Below are 13,984 nucleotides of genomic sequence, written 5' to 3'. Positions count from 1 at the left end.
GCACTGCGGAGCAGTGCTTTAGGATATCTGGTAGGCGCGATTGGACTCGAACCAACGACCCCCACCATGTCAAGGTGGTGCTCTAACCAACTGAGCTACGCGCCTGAAGTAGTCACTTCAGCCCGCGCATTATAGCGAGGAATCGGCGATGAGTAAACCCTCGTTTTCCAAAATAATCGAACTCATTCGTTCTTCGCCTTTTCGTAGAGCCGCTGGCAGGCCACGCAACGCTTGGCGGTCGGAAAGGCCAACAGCCGCTTGAAATAGATCGGATACCCGCAGTCCTGACAAATGCCGTATTGGTTTTCGGTGATACGCGTTTGCGCTGCCTCGATATCTTTGATCTCGTTCAGATAGTGATTCAGGTCGATCCTTTTCAAGCCGGCCAAAAGATGCGCCAATGCCGCCGTCGCCGCCTGATAAACCGTCTCGGCGATTTTCGAGCCGTACTCTTTGTCGATCGAAAGAATCTCTTTATAAAGGTCGGAGCGCACCATGTAGAAGCGGTCGTGCAGCAGATTCTTGAACTGTTCGAGCTGAAACCCGGTCAGTTTTTCGGACATACCCGACACTCCCCTCACGCCTTGCCCGGCTTTCCAAAGTATCCGTCCGCATAGCCTCCGGCCGCCTCAGAGAATCCCGCGTACACGTTCGACATGAACTTTTCCGCTCCGCCTGAAATAATGACGCCTCATCCGGGTTTTTTAGGAGGTAAGCCGCCTTTGGATGTTCTTATAGGCAACCTTCAATTCTTCGCCCACGATACGGGTTTTTTCGACAAACTCGGCCGTGGTTTCCTTGCTTTCATCAATAATCTCGGCGAGTTTGTCTTTGAAATGCCCCCATTCTCTTTCGCTTTCTTCCCAATCATCTTTCAAATCGGCAGTGGCCAGATGAATCTGCAGCCTGATTTCATCGCGTTGCTGTTTGAGAGTGTCGGACAGTTTGCCCAATTCTTCATACAGTTCCATACCCGTTCCCCCGGATTTTCAGAATGGGCTCAATCTAAAGAATTTTTCCGGGACTGACCATTCGTATGATTGCCTAAGTAGTCATACTAATTGTATCGCGCGGCTATTTTCGGTAATGACTTGTCGGATAAAATAAAAATGCGATTGCCAAGCTTTCGGCCGGCCGATAGACACTCTCGCGAACGCCGAGCCTGAGGCATCGCATCGTACCCGCGTTCGAAGCGGGAGTGAAGGAAATAAGGAAGCAAGCCGTCCCACCTTGCCGAGGCCGGGACGCAGCACCTGATGTGTCAACACTTTTCTGGACACATGGTTAAGCCGCTTTATGCAGCAATTCGTAGTCCACTGGCGACCTATAGCCATTGGCGGAATGCAGTCGCTCGCGGTTGTAAAACACTTCGATATATTCGAACACAGCCTGTTTAGCTTCCGATCGGGTTTGATAGGTCTGCTGATGCACCCGTTCGGTTTTCAAGGTATGGAAGAAGCTTTCTGAAACACTATTATCCCAGCAGTTGCCCTTACGGCTCATGCTTTGCCTTATGCCATGCCGGGCTAATAGCGCCCGATGGCTTTCCGAGGCGTATTGACTGCCGCGATCGGTATGCCACATCAGACCCTTCTCTGGCTTTCGCTTCCAAATGGCCATCAATAAGGCGTCGTTGACCAGCTGAGTCCGCATATGCTCGGCCATGGACCAGCCCACCACCTGCCGGGAATAGAGATCAATCACCACGGCTAAATACAGCCAGCCTTCCTGAGTAAGAATAGAGGTAATGTCGCCGGCATAGACCCGATTGGGCTGATCCACGTTAAACTGCCGATCCAGATGGTTAAGCGCAATCGGCTGATCATGCTGGGAGTTCGTTGTGGCTTTGAATTTGCGCTTAGTTTTACAGGCTAACCCCGCTTCTCGCATCAGACGGCCTATTCGCCGGCGACTGACCGTCCGATCTCGGCCTAATAAGGCAGCCTTGAGGCGGCGAGTCCCGTAGGTGGCTCTGCTCTTGGCAAAGGCGATTTTAATGAACTCGGTCAACACGGCATCCTCTTTTTCACCGGCGGTTTCAGGGCGCTGCAGCCAAGCATAGTAAGCGCTCCGGGACACCTGCATAAACCGGCACATCGTCTCCACGGTAAATTCGCTGACATGCTGTTGGATCCAGGCGTACTTCACCGGGGCTCCTTGGCAAAGTACGCGGCCGCCTTTTTTAACAAATCGCGCTCCTCGGTCAGACGGGCAACTTCTTTCTTGAGGCGTTTGAGTTCGTCGTAAAGATGCTCGTCGGTTCGTGCCGTTTTATCGTTCTCTTTAGGACGGCTGTACTTGCTGATCCAGGTGTGCAGGGTATTGACGTTAATGCCGAGATCTTTGGCGACCTGAGCGATGGGTTTATCTGATTCATTCGCCAGCTTGACGGCTGAAGCCCTGAATTCGGCTGTATAAGTATTGGGTTTTTCTAGACTCATTGGGGGGCGCTCTTGTTTGAGAATATTTTAAAGAGTGTGTCCGGTTTAGTGTAGCCACTTCACACCCGGAGTTAAAAATAAAAAAAGGAGAACGCCCCGCCGCGGCGTCCTCCGATGAGGAAAAGCCTGCACACAGAGCGCCGCGACGGCGGCATATCATTTCATCAATGAGTAGCCATACTGGCCATTTGTTTGCAGCTTTCGGCGCATTCGCGGCAAATCGACACACATTCATCCATATCTCCGATACTGGCGCAGTCCTTGGCGCAAGCTTCGCAGATTTCGGCGCACACTTCGCAGGTACGGGTATGGAAAGGCGAACTGCTCAGCATAAAGTTGGCCGACAACCGGCAGATTTCCGCACAGCAGATCATCAGGCGAAAGTGCTCCGGCTCAACGTGCCGTCCGCCCATTTCCAGACATTGGTTCATCGCCGTCTGCAGACAGGTCTGGGCGCAACGGTTACAGTTGTCTATACAAGGCTGCATGGATTGAAAAGCTGCAGTGGAGGTTTTTTGGGGTTCAGTTTGAGGCGTATACATGATGCCATTCTCCTAAATATCGAAATAACAAATACCAACTGGAAAGGAATGCGCGCTATTTTTTTGAAAAAAATCAGATTTCGGCGCGCCTTATCGAGGGGCGACCCTTAAATAGACCGGCATATCGCACAATCAAATCGGACACTTAAACCGAATCAGACCGCTTCTATTCAAGGATCGCCTCAATGAATCAAAACCGGATAAACAATTTGAACCGAACAGGTAAAAAAATCGGTGCGTTGCCACACCTGTAACCTTCGATGCCTCCACGCTCCGGGCAATTTTTCGCTCCGTTATACCGCCTGGATAAATAGCCCGTCCGGAAAGCAGACAAACCTTGCCGTTTCGTGCGCATACGGAAAATACTAAGGCATCGGCCCCTGCGGCGGCATCGGTTTTCTGCCCGCCTGCGGCTTGCGCATGGAGGCTTCGACCATGCCCATATCCATTTGCAGCTCCTGTTTGCGCAGATTGAGTTCTTCGCCCAGCGCGGCCAGATCGATCGATGATTTTTTCAACTTGGGGAACATCTTGCCTTCCTCTTCCTGGACATGATGCTCGACCATGTCTCTCAGAACATTCACTTCGGCATCGAAATAATCATCCTCCGGCGCCATCGACACCACCTGGTCGATCTGCTCCTTGGCTTTCCCATGTTCGACCAGCGCTTCATCCATGATGTCCAACTGGCCGATCGCATCGATGGCGGCGGGATAGAAGATTTCTTCTTCGAGCTGCGTGTGGATTGTCAATTCCATGCATATCCGCTGCACCAAATCCAGCTTGTCATCTTCGCCGCCCTCTTCCGCTTCGAGCATTTCGAACTCGTCGAACAACTCTTTTACCCTCTCGTGATCCCGAGTGAGCAGCACAATGGCATCCTGTCCCCTGCCGGCGCTTCCCGCTGCATGTCTTTGCTTTTGATTCATAATGCTTACCTCTCATCCATTTGCGATGACACAGGCACCGCGCTTGCAAGACCTTGATTTTATGCGGTCGTATGAGTTAGCGGCTCATGCTTTTCTCGCGCGCCTCTCCGTCCGGCATCTGTGTGCCGACATAACCGCCTACCGCGGCCGCGATGGCGCTCACCAGGATTACCAAAAAACCCCATAAGGCCGACCATGCCACCGCTTTCGCTGTCTGATCGGCGGCTTCCCGTACTTTTTGTTCGGCCTGTTCGTAGATTCTTTCCCATCGATTTACCCGATTGGCCGCTTCGTCGATACTCAACCCGGTCCGCGCGGTCAGCAGATTGATCAACGCGGTGCGATTGGTTTCCTTGACGTTTCTGTCTTCCGCCGTCAGAAACCGTTCCAGCGCCATGCTGAACTCCGGATCCATGATGGCCGAACGAGACTCTCCGCCCGCACGGGGTTCAATCGTCTGCGGAATTCCCGGCCTCGACCGCAGCACCCCTTCGGCATCCTTTCTGATATCGTCCCATGAAACGACCGTTACCGCTTTTTCCGCCACGCCGCGCGTGCCTGCGCTCAATACATTGCCGGCGCCGCTCGCTACCGAACCGATCGCGCTGCCCAGGAAATAGATCGTGACCAGCGTACCCAGCGCCCAGACGAGCAGCCCGTGCAAGATCCCGTCCAGATGGCGCAGGTACCCCGAAAACTGCGCCGCCACCCAGCCGCCGATAAACAGCGAAAGAAAGCTCGAGACGACCCACCATAAGCCGGCGCCGATGCTGAATTCGCGCACAGTCGGCGTATCATGCGCACGCAACGGGTCGATCATGCTCATCCCGATCCCGGTGCCCAGCGTGCTCAGCAGCATCTGAACCCCCAAAGCGACCACCACCCCGGCAAATACCGACGTCCAGGATATCCCTTTTATCCACCGCATCCGTCTCGATCTCTGGGGGGAAATGCCGGAGCCGATATGCGGTTTGTGCGTTTCTTCATAAGGTAAATTGCTCATAGCCATATTCTCCACAACCGGTTAAAAGAAACTGATGAACACCTACTCGGGCGATAGCCGCCAACCCAAAATCGAATAGCTGCTCAGCGTGCATTTGTTCGGTCTCTATATCAATAGATGCGCGAAAGATTACCGGTTTACGGGCGCCCCGTCGGTACGCTTAGGCACATAAACCGGCCGCGGCCGGCAACCCGGGCGGCAAATTCTTCTTACTCGAAATGAGTTTTCAAAGTGCGGCACCGTACCGATTTTTTCCGGCGCTGCAGTTATTTTTCCGCCTAGGGTTCTGGACGAAATGTTCCAGTGATTTCGATTTATTTCATGATTGGGGACACGAAGATGAGTTATGTAGATCGCGATACTTACGGCATATACAAAAACCGGCTCGGCGACGAAGGTCCGGGGCCGCACCTGATGGGAGCGGACACGCTGCTTGGCAATGATGTCTACAACGGCAAGGAGGAAGATCTCGGAGATATCAAAGAGATCATGCTGGACATGACCACCGGCAAAGTCGCTTATGCGGTCTTGTCTTTCGGAGGCATCCTGTCGCTCGGCGAAAAATTGTTTGCCGTACCATGGAATGCCTTAAAGCTCGATACGAAAAACAAACGCTTTACTTTGGATGTCGACAAGGAACGCCTGGAAAGCGCGCCGGGCTTCGACCCCGACCGCTGGCCCGATATGGCCGACGAAACCTGGGTCAACGAAGTGCATTCGTTCTATGGAACGCAGCCGTATTCCAGCGAATCCGGCACGACACGTCATTAATCCACGGATTTTTTTACCGCGCTGCCAAAGCGGCGCGGTTTCGTTCCGGGCTTGCACGGCCCGTTTTTTTCGGCAAAAGGAGATTCCTGATGACTATTAAAATGATCAATATGCTGTCCGGCATTATGCTGGGTTTGGGCGCCGTTACCGTCTATGCGGAAGAAAATCACCTTCAGCAAGCTGTCGAGCATACGATGATGGCCGCCAAACAAACCGACGGCAAGGCAATCGCCCAACACGCTCAAGAAGCGCTAACACATGCCGTAACCGCCGACCAGCACCTGGATGCGGGCATCAAGAGCCTGCAGGAGGCGGTCAATCAAGGCAATCAAAACAACGGCAGCGCCGCTCAGAAGGCCGCTCAGGAAGCCAGTCAACATCTGACGGCGGCCCAATAGCGCTTATTCGACACTTGCCCGGAAAAAAGAACGGCAATCAATCGCAAACCGATTGAGCGCCGTTCTTTATCGAGGATTGGACAGTTCCACCCCGGCTTCCGGTTTTCCGGCTACGGCAGCAGGTTCCGTTTTCGGCTTCGCCTCTTCTTCGGCCGGATGGAAAGTTTCCATGATCCAGGCGGGCGGCAACGCGTGAAACAGCGCAATCAGCAAACTGCCGAAATCCAGCGCTTCCTTCAAGGGCGTCGCTTCGGCACGCAAAGCACCCTCGATCGCCTTGTCGGCGGCTGCGTATTCCGGTTTGGACGGGCGCTTTTTAGTCAATTCGCCGACAATAAAACCCAGCTCGCTCACCAGTAACAACGTCGTGGGCGACGCCAGCTCATGCCTCAGGTCCTTGATCAATGCCCCCGTGTGGACATGCGTACTCAGTTGCCGGTCCAACAACCGGCGCTCGGTTTCCTCGATCCGAGCGGTCAGCGTACCGTTGTCCTCTTTGCGGTGATGATAATTCCGGTCCGCCATTTTTTACTCCTTATCTCGAAAGCTATTAACCGTCTCAGGAAAGAGCAGGTCACGGCTCTTGCGCCGCACGAACCAGAACAGAAGCCATGCAGCCACCAAATTGGCTCCGGCAATCGATAAAATGGTTTCGATATCGCCCATGACATGACTTTTCATCAAGGCCAGCGCAGCGGCGGCCATCAGCCCGCCCCACACGCCGATCAGCAGGACCGCCATCACCACGCCCGCCGCCAGCATGGCGGCCAAGCTGGTGCCGGCCCGTCTCGCTTCGAGCGCGGCAAGCTGCAGATGATCGTGCGTCAGTCCGCGCAGATCAAGCCATAGCAGATGGAGATCTTCCAACAAGTCCGCATGCCGTTCCGCCGGTTCGGCGGGAGCGGCGGAAAAACGGGCCGACCGCTCTTCATGGGGACGAATCGCCATTTATCTTCTCCGGTGCTCGCAGGTATGGGTCATCCGGCTCAAAATATAACCGGCCGCCAATGCGATGCCGATCGAGGTGATCGGATGATTGCGGATGCAGTCGCGGCATTGCTTCACGAGCCGCTCCTCCATGTCCATCAATTGTTCACCCTTTTCGCCAAGCGCTTCGGCGGCCTGGCGGGTGGCGCCGACGATTCTTTCGCCCGCTTCTTCTGCCGCACTCGACAATTTGTCCATGTTTGCCATAACAGTTACCTCCGTTAAATATTAAAAAATAGGCGTCCCGGCGGAACCGAAGCCGGTATGAAACAGCCTCCGGCAGCCGGAATTACCGGCCTTTTTCCCGGCTTTTTTCCATCACCAGATTGCCATACTCGTGTTCTTCCAGGCGTCCCGTCTTGCCGGCATCCACCTCATCGAAGCGCTTGAGCAAGTGCGGGTAGTCCGCCAGCTCGTCCTTGGTCACGTAATGGTCGCCGTTTTTATCCGCTTCCCGGAAGCTGGGGGCCTGCTCTACGGGGGCGCCTTTTTCCAAGGCACCGCCCGGCCCGGTTTCTGCGCCGCGTGAATGCGAAAGTTGAGCGATACCGGCCAGCATGACGCCGAACACGAACGGCGCCCCTCCTTTTTTCCGGAGAAAAGTGAAAGTCTTCATCTCGATTACCTCTAGCTCTGGAGCAGCCTGTTGAGAACACGGATATTCTCTTGTTGGGAATTCATAAACTTCGACTTGATCAGGTCGCTCACTTCGAGAGGCACGTCGGGGTCCTCCGCGGCGTCCTGATAATCGTCCAGGCCGCTCTTTTCCCCGGCTAAAAGCGCATTCAGCATCGCATCCTTGCCGATCAGCTTGGCGCCACCCATCAGCGCTTCGGACCAGGACCCCCATAAGCCGGAGCCGCTGGGGGGCATGCCGCCCAACTGCTGAATTTTTTCCTGCAGCTCGGAAACCGCCTCGGTATGTTCTTCGTAAATCGGCTGCAGCGAACTGATTTCGCTGCCTTGGGCCTCTTCTTCGAACTTTTCCAGGGCTTGATGATAGGTTTCCGCCGCTGCCATCTCGTTCTTCAGCAATTTCTCGATTTTGTTGATATTCAGCATCTGGACCTCCTCAAAGGTTGGATAACACCACGGAATTTCAATAATGTCTGGGCTCGGAGCGGCCGGACGAAGAATAGCGCTTAGGTTGGGCTTCGCCGGTCGATGAAATATCTTCCGCGTTCTCGCGCTCGAAAATGTCTTCCACTTTCGAGCGGGCTTCCGGAGTCTCGGTATGGACGGAAATCAGGGCATTGCCGCCCTGAATCCGGCTTTCATAACGTTTGGCCTCGTATTCGGGAATCCCCAGGCCCACCAACGCGCCGGCCAGACCGCCCGCGGCAGCCCCCACTCCGGCGCCACCCAGCGCCGCCATGATAGGTCCCGCCGCGACGAAGGGCCCCAGGCCCGGTATGGCGAGAGTACCGATACCCGCCAGCCAGCCCAGCACCGCGCCGGTGCCGATGCCTATCGTGCCGCCGATCGCGGTGCCTTCCGGCGATTTGGTATGCTTTTCATGGCCCGCTTCGCGTTCGCTAGTCTTGTCCGGCAACAGCACGGAAATATCGTTATTGGAAAAGCCCGCCGCTTTCAGTTCGCTGACGATGCGTTCCACTTGGTCGTTCGTTTGAGTGATGCAAAAAACTGCTTTCTTCATGACGTTCTCCTGCAATCGATTAGGGCGCCCGGACTTCCAGCTGATTGTCGACCTGGTTTACGCCGGGCGTTTTCTGGGCGATGTCCTGCAGTTTGTTTTTTTCGGCATCACTGTTGACGGGTCCCCGCAAAGTGACCGTACCGTTGCGCGTAATGACTTTCGCATTATGCGCGTTGACCGACAGCGAGCCGTCGCCGGTAATCGCTTTGCGGACATCGGCAGTGATCCTCAGGTCGCCCTCATTCTGAAGCTGATCTTCCGGCGTCAGGGTTGCATTGCCTTTATCGCGCACATTGCGCTCGGTACTTTCTACCGGACTGCCGGCCGTTCCACCTGCGGCTCCGGCCCAATCCGCGATCAGCATCAAACCGGCAGCCAATATGATGGCCAGTCTTGAGAATCTTTTTGACATAGGGTTTCTCCTTAATTAAGCGATGGAATAAACGCCCCGTTTCCGCGTCCGGACAGCCTCGGCAATCAAGCGGCGCCCTGCTCGCCTCGCGGAAAAACACCGGCACTTCCGCTCGTTTGCACATCACCCCGTAAAATACGGTTTGAACCCGCAGTTGTCTGCGTATCGGAACGCAACGCGAGCGGAATGGGAATAAAGCGCCCCGCATAACGGTACGGTAAAGGCCGGAGAACGGATGAAGCGATGTCCGAAAGGCAGCGCAAACCCGATTCAGCGATGCCCCATCAGACGGCTCAAAATAAACCCGCTGCCCAGGGCGATGCCCAGCGAAGTCACCGGATTTTCGCGGACATATTCGCGTATCTGTTCCTGCAGCCGCTCCTGAGCGTCCCTGACCTGTCCGCTTCTTTCGCTGAGGGTGTCCGCCGCCCTGAGCGTCATGTCGGCCGCTCTTTCTACTGCTTCATGCGCGCCTGCTTTGACGCGTTCCACGGTTTCATTCGTAGCGCCTGTTCTTGTCGTTTCCATAATTAACTCCTGGTATTGATGGGTTAAAAGATCATAGGGATCTCAATAAAAGTGCCGTCACAGCACCGGTTATTGATTACGATTCCGGATGGCGAACGCCTCTCGGCAACCGTTGAATGAAAAATCAATTGAAGATCAGATAAATGATAATCAGTAAAGACACCGGCACGCCGAGTAGCCATGCAAGTACATATCTGCCCATCGTGTTTCTCCTCTGAAATAGTGAGGTACCGTCGCTCCGTTTACCGTAACCGCCGGGTACAGGCCAAAGGGAACTCGATTAGCGAGATGCCCTTTTCCATGCGTTTCCGCCGACTGGAGTTGCCCATCTATAATGCATCCTGAGCGTCATCATAAAAACAAAACGACACCGCGTCGGTTCGATAGCTCACAAAAAACATTGAACCGTAATCGGGAGAAGCATCACCCGCCGGCACACCGTTCGCAGAAAAGCTTAAGAGCCGCGGCGATAGCTAATCCGAGACAGTACAGTCGGACCCGTTCGCCGTACCCGCCGCCGGAGAGTTGGACCGACAGCCCGATCATCGCGGGCAGAGACCCGGCTTTCATGAGCCGGATGCCGCCAAGCGTTCCTGCAGCAGATCGGCCAGTTCGTCGGCATGCTCCTCCTCCACCGCGAGAATGTTTTCCAGCATATTGCGCGTGGTCGGGTCATTGTCGCCCAGATACAGGATCATCTCTCGGTAACTGTCGATCGCTATCCGCTCCGCCACCAGATCTTCCTTGATCATATCGACCAGCGAACGGCCTTCCACATATTCCGCATGGCTGCGGCGGGACAGGGTATCCGGGGAAAAATCGGGTTCGCCGCCCAACTGTACGATGCGCCGCGCGATCTGGTCGGCATGTTCCTGCTCCTCGTTGGCGTGCGTAAGAAACTCCTCGGCGACGCCTTTCGATTGAATGCCTTGCGCCATGAAATAATGACGGCGGTAGCGCAGAACGCAGACCAGTTCCGTGGCCAGGGCCTCGTTGAGCAGTTTGACGACCGACTCCGCGTCCGCCGCATAGCCTGCGGTGACCGCGCCCTGCTCGATGTGCCGGCGGGCTTGCGCACGTAAAGTCTGGACCTCGGTCAAATGATGCTGGTTGGACATAAAAAATTCTCCGCATGGGAAATCATGAATCGAACCGAAAACCGCCAGCCCGCGCGAATGCGATGGCTCGCCACCTGCCCGGCTTATCGCGCGCGGCTTTTAAGACGCATATCGTTCTTTACCGATTTGACGCCTTCGACCTGTCGAGCCACTCGAACCGCCCGTTCGATATCTTCCTGAGATTCCACAAACCCGCTGAGCTGCACATTGCCTCGATAAGTCTCGACGCTGATTTCCGCCGAATCCAGACCGGGCTCATTGAAGATGGCCGTTTTAACCTTGGTGGTGATCATGCTGTCGTCAAGGTAGGCGCCGGCGCTTTCTCGCGCCGAGCGGTCGCCGTCGGACGCACAGCCGGATAGGGAAGTCAACACGAGAACCAGAAACCATACCGGATAATATTTGACCGATTTCATAACACACCCTCCTTATGAAGAACCCATTTGACTCGACTCTAAAAGGTTCGGCGCCCGCTGTCGGTGCGATGCCGAACTAATGATCGGGCCGATCATCACTTCTCCGAGCACTCATCGTTATTTATGTAGTGGTACGTTGGGTGACGCAATCGCTAACCCCACCTGCGCGCATTGTTGCAGTGGGTTTACACTCCAAAAAGGCACAAACCGCCGTAGGGTACGATCCCAGGGTGGGAGGAGGTAGATCGCGCCGGGAACACGCGATCGAGGGCAATGCCACCACTGAAGGGTGGTCTAAGGACAAAGCAATTGCCGACGACTGCAGGGAGGCAGGAGATAGAGCAATGCAGGAGCAATTGCCGACGACTGCAAGGAGGCAGGAGATAGAGCAATGCAGGAGAGCAATTGCCGAGTGCGTACCTTTTCAATCCGCATGGTACGCACAGCGTACCCTACAGCTGAAAAGGGTTGAGGGTGTAAATAATTCCGTGTAACCGCTTATTTTCAGTGTAGTAAACTTCTCTCAAGGAGAGCAGAAAATGAGCGATATTATTAAAGACCCCACGATGGTTGCCGCTTGACAAGATTTGGCCCGTGGCGTTAAGTCAGAGCGTGATTTAGCGGCACTGACTCAGGATTTACTGAAAATCACGGTAGAAGCCTCGCTGAATGCCGAAATGGATGCCCATTTAGGGTATGCCAAGCCTTCTCCCGAAGGCTATGGTTCCGGCAATAGTCGCAACGGTTATGGCACAAAAAAGCTGAAAAGCGGACACGGGGTCATTGAGATTGACACCCCACGCGATCGTAACGGCAGCTTCGAGCCGCCGCTGGTCACCAAGCATCAAACCCGCTGGAGTCATTTTGACGATAAGATTCTGACCTTGTATGCCAAGGGCATGAGCACGCGAGATATCGTCGAAACCTTCCGCGAACTCTATGGCGCCGATATCTCGCCCACCCTGGTGTCTAATGTCACGGAAGCGGTACTGGGCAAAGTGATCGAGTGGCAATCCCGACCCTTGGATGCGCTCTATCCTATCCTCTATCTGGACTGCATTGTCGTCAAAATCCGGCAGGACAAGCGAGTCATCAACAAAGCCGTTTACCTGGCGCTCGGCGTCACCCTGGAAGGCAGAAAGGAGTTGCTGGGTCTGTGGCTGTCCGAAAATGAAGGCGCCAAATTCTGGCTGTCGGGCCTGACCGAACTGAAAAACCGCGGCGTCAAGGATGTGCTCATTGCCTGTGTCGATGGCTTAACCGGTTTTCCGGAAGCGATCGCCGCCGCTTTCCCAAGCACACAAGTCCAACTCTGTATCGTGCATAGGGTGCGCAATTCCTTGCGTTTCGTGTCCTGGAAAGACCGCAAAACCGTCGCCGCCGGGCTCCGGAAAATCTACCAGTCCGTTACCGTGACTGAAGCAGAACAGGAATTGGAAGCCTTTGCCGCGCAATGGGACGGCCAATACCCCTCCATCAGTCGCTCCTGGCGCAACCACTGGGCCAACTTGATCGCATTCTTCGATTACCCTGACGCGATCCGGAAAATCATTTACACCACCAATGCCATTGAATCGATCAATAGCGTGATTAGAAAAGCCATCAATCAACGGAAACTGTTCCCCAATGACGATTCGGCTATGAAAGTCATTTATTTGGCAATCGAGAATGCCTCTAAAAAATGGTCCATGCCATTGCGCGATTGGAAGCCGGCTATTAATCAGTTTATGATTATGTTCCCAGACCGCATGCCCAATTAAATTTAACCGCGGTTTACACGGATTGTTTTACACTCTCTTAAAGTGTGGGGTTATTGGTTTTCCACGGCCTTTCTCCTCGCTTAAACCGATAGGAATCGCTTCCCGTTTCTAATCCTTTTTTTAGCCTACAGCATGAGGTGTACGGTAATGAAGACGATACCAATTAGCAAGTCCTTTACTTTGATTGAACCTGGGCCAGTTATCCTCGTTACGACAAGCGATGGGGAGAAGAACAACATTATGACCATCTCCTGGACCATGGTGATGGATTTTTCTCCGAGATTTGCCATAACGACGGGTCCCTGGAACTATTCCTATAAGGCGCTTCGGAACTCCAAAGAATGCGTCATTGCTATTCCTACCGTGGACCTAATAGATCAGGTTGTTGGGATAGGAGCTTGTTCCGGCAGCGATACGGACAAGTTTTATAAGTTCGGATTGACTCCTCTCAAGGGAAAGCATGTCGGTGCGCCGCTGATCAAGGAATGCCTGGCAAATATTGAATGTAAAGTGATCGATGTCGTCGAAAAGCACAACATCATTATCCTTGAAGGTGTCGAAACGTACTTAGATGATTCACGAGAAGAGAAGCGGACTATTCATGCAATCGGCGATGGCACCTTTGTCGTCGATGGAGACAAGTTGGATCGAAGGGAAATGATGCGCTCGAAGCTTCCAGAGGGTGTCTAACGACGTCATTTGAAAAATTAGCAACAAACCGCTCGTGGCCGAATTTGCTCTATCAAAACTGAAGGAGCAAAACCGACCCAAAGCGGGCATTCAACAATTCTCGCTCCCTGTGGCAGGTAACTGAGTAGAGCAGACGTTCGGAGGCACTTCACATCGGCCAAATCCGATGTTGAGCTTGTTGATTACTAACCGGCCGTAACAGGGTTCGACCGGCCGTTGGACAATTCAGGCGATTGGCGGCGGCAAGCTCGAATGAAGTAAACAAATCTGCTCATCAGCCCAGTCCTTAAGTTCTATCACAAGCTTAAGGAGAGAGTAAAATCGCATGCATG

Annotated in this window: 20 protein-coding genes and 1 tRNA gene; 4 read left to right on the top strand and 17 right to left on the bottom strand. The window is 54.0% G+C overall.

Features of this window, described 5'->3' with window-relative positions; all coding sequences use genetic code 11:
• Positions 1-28 precede the first annotated feature (28 nt).
• The 7 genes from METAL_RS03400 to METAL_RS03365 form a co-directional block, all read right to left on the bottom strand.
• Positions 29-105, bottom strand: a tRNA-Val gene (locus METAL_RS03400).
• Positions 106-182: 77 nt separating this feature from the next.
• Positions 183-563, bottom strand: coding sequence for a TraR/DksA family transcriptional regulator (locus METAL_RS03395; protein ID WP_005369638.1), 381 nt, complete (start codon positions 561-563; stop codon positions 183-185).
• Between the two features lie 141 nt (positions 564-704).
• Positions 705-971, bottom strand: a complete 267-nt coding sequence (locus METAL_RS03390; RefSeq protein WP_005369636.1) for a hypothetical protein — start codon at positions 969-971, stop codon at positions 705-707.
• 313 nt (positions 972-1,284) lie between these two features.
• Positions 1,285-2,441, bottom strand: a protein-coding gene (locus METAL_RS03385) for an IS3 family transposase (RefSeq protein WP_157203417.1) whose coding sequence is annotated in 2 segments (ribosomal slippage) — positions 1,285-2,150 and positions 2,150-2,441 — 1,158 coding nt in all. Because the reading frame shifts where the segments join, the coding sequence is not laid out codon by codon here.
• A gap of 164 nt (positions 2,442-2,605) precedes the next feature.
• Positions 2,606-2,929, bottom strand: coding sequence for a four-helix bundle copper-binding protein (locus METAL_RS03375; RefSeq protein WP_031430794.1), 324 nt, complete (start codon positions 2,927-2,929; stop codon positions 2,606-2,608).
• Positions 2,930-3,348: 419 nt separating this feature from the next.
• The gene (locus tag METAL_RS03370) at positions 3,349-3,912 is read right to left on the bottom strand and encodes a hemerythrin domain-containing protein (RefSeq protein WP_005369628.1); all 564 of its coding nucleotides are present in this window, start codon (positions 3,910-3,912) and stop codon (positions 3,349-3,351) included.
• Between the two features lie 76 nt (positions 3,913-3,988).
• A complete protein-coding gene (locus tag METAL_RS03365; protein WP_005369626.1) occupies positions 3,989-4,915 on the bottom strand; it encodes a hypothetical protein in 927 nt (308 codons plus the stop codon).
• 339 nt (positions 4,916-5,254) lie between these two features.
• Here METAL_RS03365 and METAL_RS03360 point away from each other — a divergent pair, with 339 nt between their 5' ends.
• The gene (locus METAL_RS03360; protein WP_005369625.1) at positions 5,255-5,686 is read left to right on the top strand and encodes a PRC-barrel domain-containing protein; all 432 of its coding nucleotides are present in this window, start codon (positions 5,255-5,257) and stop codon (positions 5,684-5,686) included.
• Between the two features lie 89 nt (positions 5,687-5,775).
• Positions 5,776-6,084 (top strand): small metal-binding protein SmbP, encoded by a 309-nt coding sequence (gene smbP / locus METAL_RS03355; protein ID WP_005369624.1) that lies wholly within the window; start codon positions 5,776-5,778, stop codon positions 6,082-6,084.
• A gap of 66 nt (positions 6,085-6,150) precedes the next feature.
• Here the strand turns inward: smbP and METAL_RS03350 are convergent, their stop codons facing one another.
• The 10 genes from METAL_RS03350 to METAL_RS03305 all read right to left on the bottom strand — a co-directional run bounded on the left by METAL_RS03350 (position 6,151) and on the right by METAL_RS03305 (position 11,202).
• Positions 6,151-6,609 carry a hypothetical protein gene (locus METAL_RS03350; protein WP_005369623.1) on the bottom strand — a complete coding sequence of 153 codons (459 nt, stop codon included), beginning with the start codon at positions 6,607-6,609 and terminating at the stop codon, positions 6,151-6,153.
• A gap of 3 nt (positions 6,610-6,612) precedes the next feature.
• Positions 6,613-7,032: a phage holin family protein gene (locus METAL_RS03345; RefSeq protein WP_005369622.1), complete on the bottom strand. Its 420-nt coding sequence runs from the start codon at positions 7,030-7,032 to the stop codon at positions 6,613-6,615.
• A complete protein-coding gene (locus tag METAL_RS03340; RefSeq protein WP_005369621.1) occupies positions 7,033-7,278 on the bottom strand; it encodes a hypothetical protein in 246 nt (81 codons plus the stop codon).
• A gap of 82 nt (positions 7,279-7,360) precedes the next feature.
• On the bottom strand, positions 7,361-7,687 hold the full coding sequence (locus tag METAL_RS03335; RefSeq protein ID WP_005369620.1) for a hypothetical protein: 327 nt from the start codon (positions 7,685-7,687) through the stop codon (positions 7,361-7,363).
• An 11-nt stretch (positions 7,688-7,698) separates the two neighbouring features.
• Complete coding sequence (locus METAL_RS03330) at positions 7,699-8,133, bottom strand: DUF2383 domain-containing protein (protein ID WP_005369619.1); 435 nt, start codon at positions 8,131-8,133, stop codon at positions 7,699-7,701.
• Between the two features lie 37 nt (positions 8,134-8,170).
• Positions 8,171-8,728, bottom strand: a complete 558-nt coding sequence (locus METAL_RS03325; RefSeq protein WP_005369618.1) for a hypothetical protein — start codon at positions 8,726-8,728, stop codon at positions 8,171-8,173.
• Positions 8,729-8,747: 19 nt separating this feature from the next.
• On the bottom strand, positions 8,748-9,140 hold the full coding sequence (locus tag METAL_RS03320) for a BON domain-containing protein (protein ID WP_005369616.1): 393 nt from the start codon (positions 9,138-9,140) through the stop codon (positions 8,748-8,750).
• A gap of 270 nt (positions 9,141-9,410) precedes the next feature.
• Positions 9,411-9,668: an ElaB/YgaM/YqjD family protein gene (locus METAL_RS03315; protein WP_005369615.1), complete on the bottom strand. Its 258-nt coding sequence runs from the start codon at positions 9,666-9,668 to the stop codon at positions 9,411-9,413.
• 566 nt (positions 9,669-10,234) lie between these two features.
• Positions 10,235-10,786 (bottom strand): ferritin-like domain-containing protein, encoded by a 552-nt coding sequence (locus tag METAL_RS03310; protein ID WP_005369611.1) that lies wholly within the window; start codon positions 10,784-10,786, stop codon positions 10,235-10,237.
• A gap of 83 nt (positions 10,787-10,869) precedes the next feature.
• Positions 10,870-11,202, bottom strand: a complete 333-nt coding sequence (locus METAL_RS03305) for a BON domain-containing protein (protein ID WP_005369609.1) — start codon at positions 11,200-11,202, stop codon at positions 10,870-10,872.
• Between the two features lie 587 nt (positions 11,203-11,789).
• Between METAL_RS03305 and METAL_RS03295 the strand changes: the two genes are divergently transcribed.
• Positions 11,790-12,962 (top strand): IS256 family transposase, encoded by a 1,173-nt coding sequence (locus tag METAL_RS03295; RefSeq protein ID WP_005369608.1) that lies wholly within the window; start codon positions 11,790-11,792, stop codon positions 12,960-12,962.
• 147 nt (positions 12,963-13,109) lie between these two features.
• A complete protein-coding gene (locus METAL_RS03290; protein ID WP_005369606.1) occupies positions 13,110-13,652 on the top strand; it encodes a flavin reductase family protein in 543 nt (180 codons plus the stop codon).
• Positions 13,653-13,984: the final 332 nt, after the last annotated feature.

The sequence above is a fragment of the Methylomicrobium album BG8 genome, from assembly GCF_000214275.2.
Taxonomy (GTDB): Bacteria; Pseudomonadota; Gammaproteobacteria; order Methylococcales; family Methylomonadaceae; genus Methylomicrobium; species Methylomicrobium agile.
Note: the sequence above shows the minus strand (reverse complement) of the source record. Positions and strands in the feature narration are given on the sequence as shown.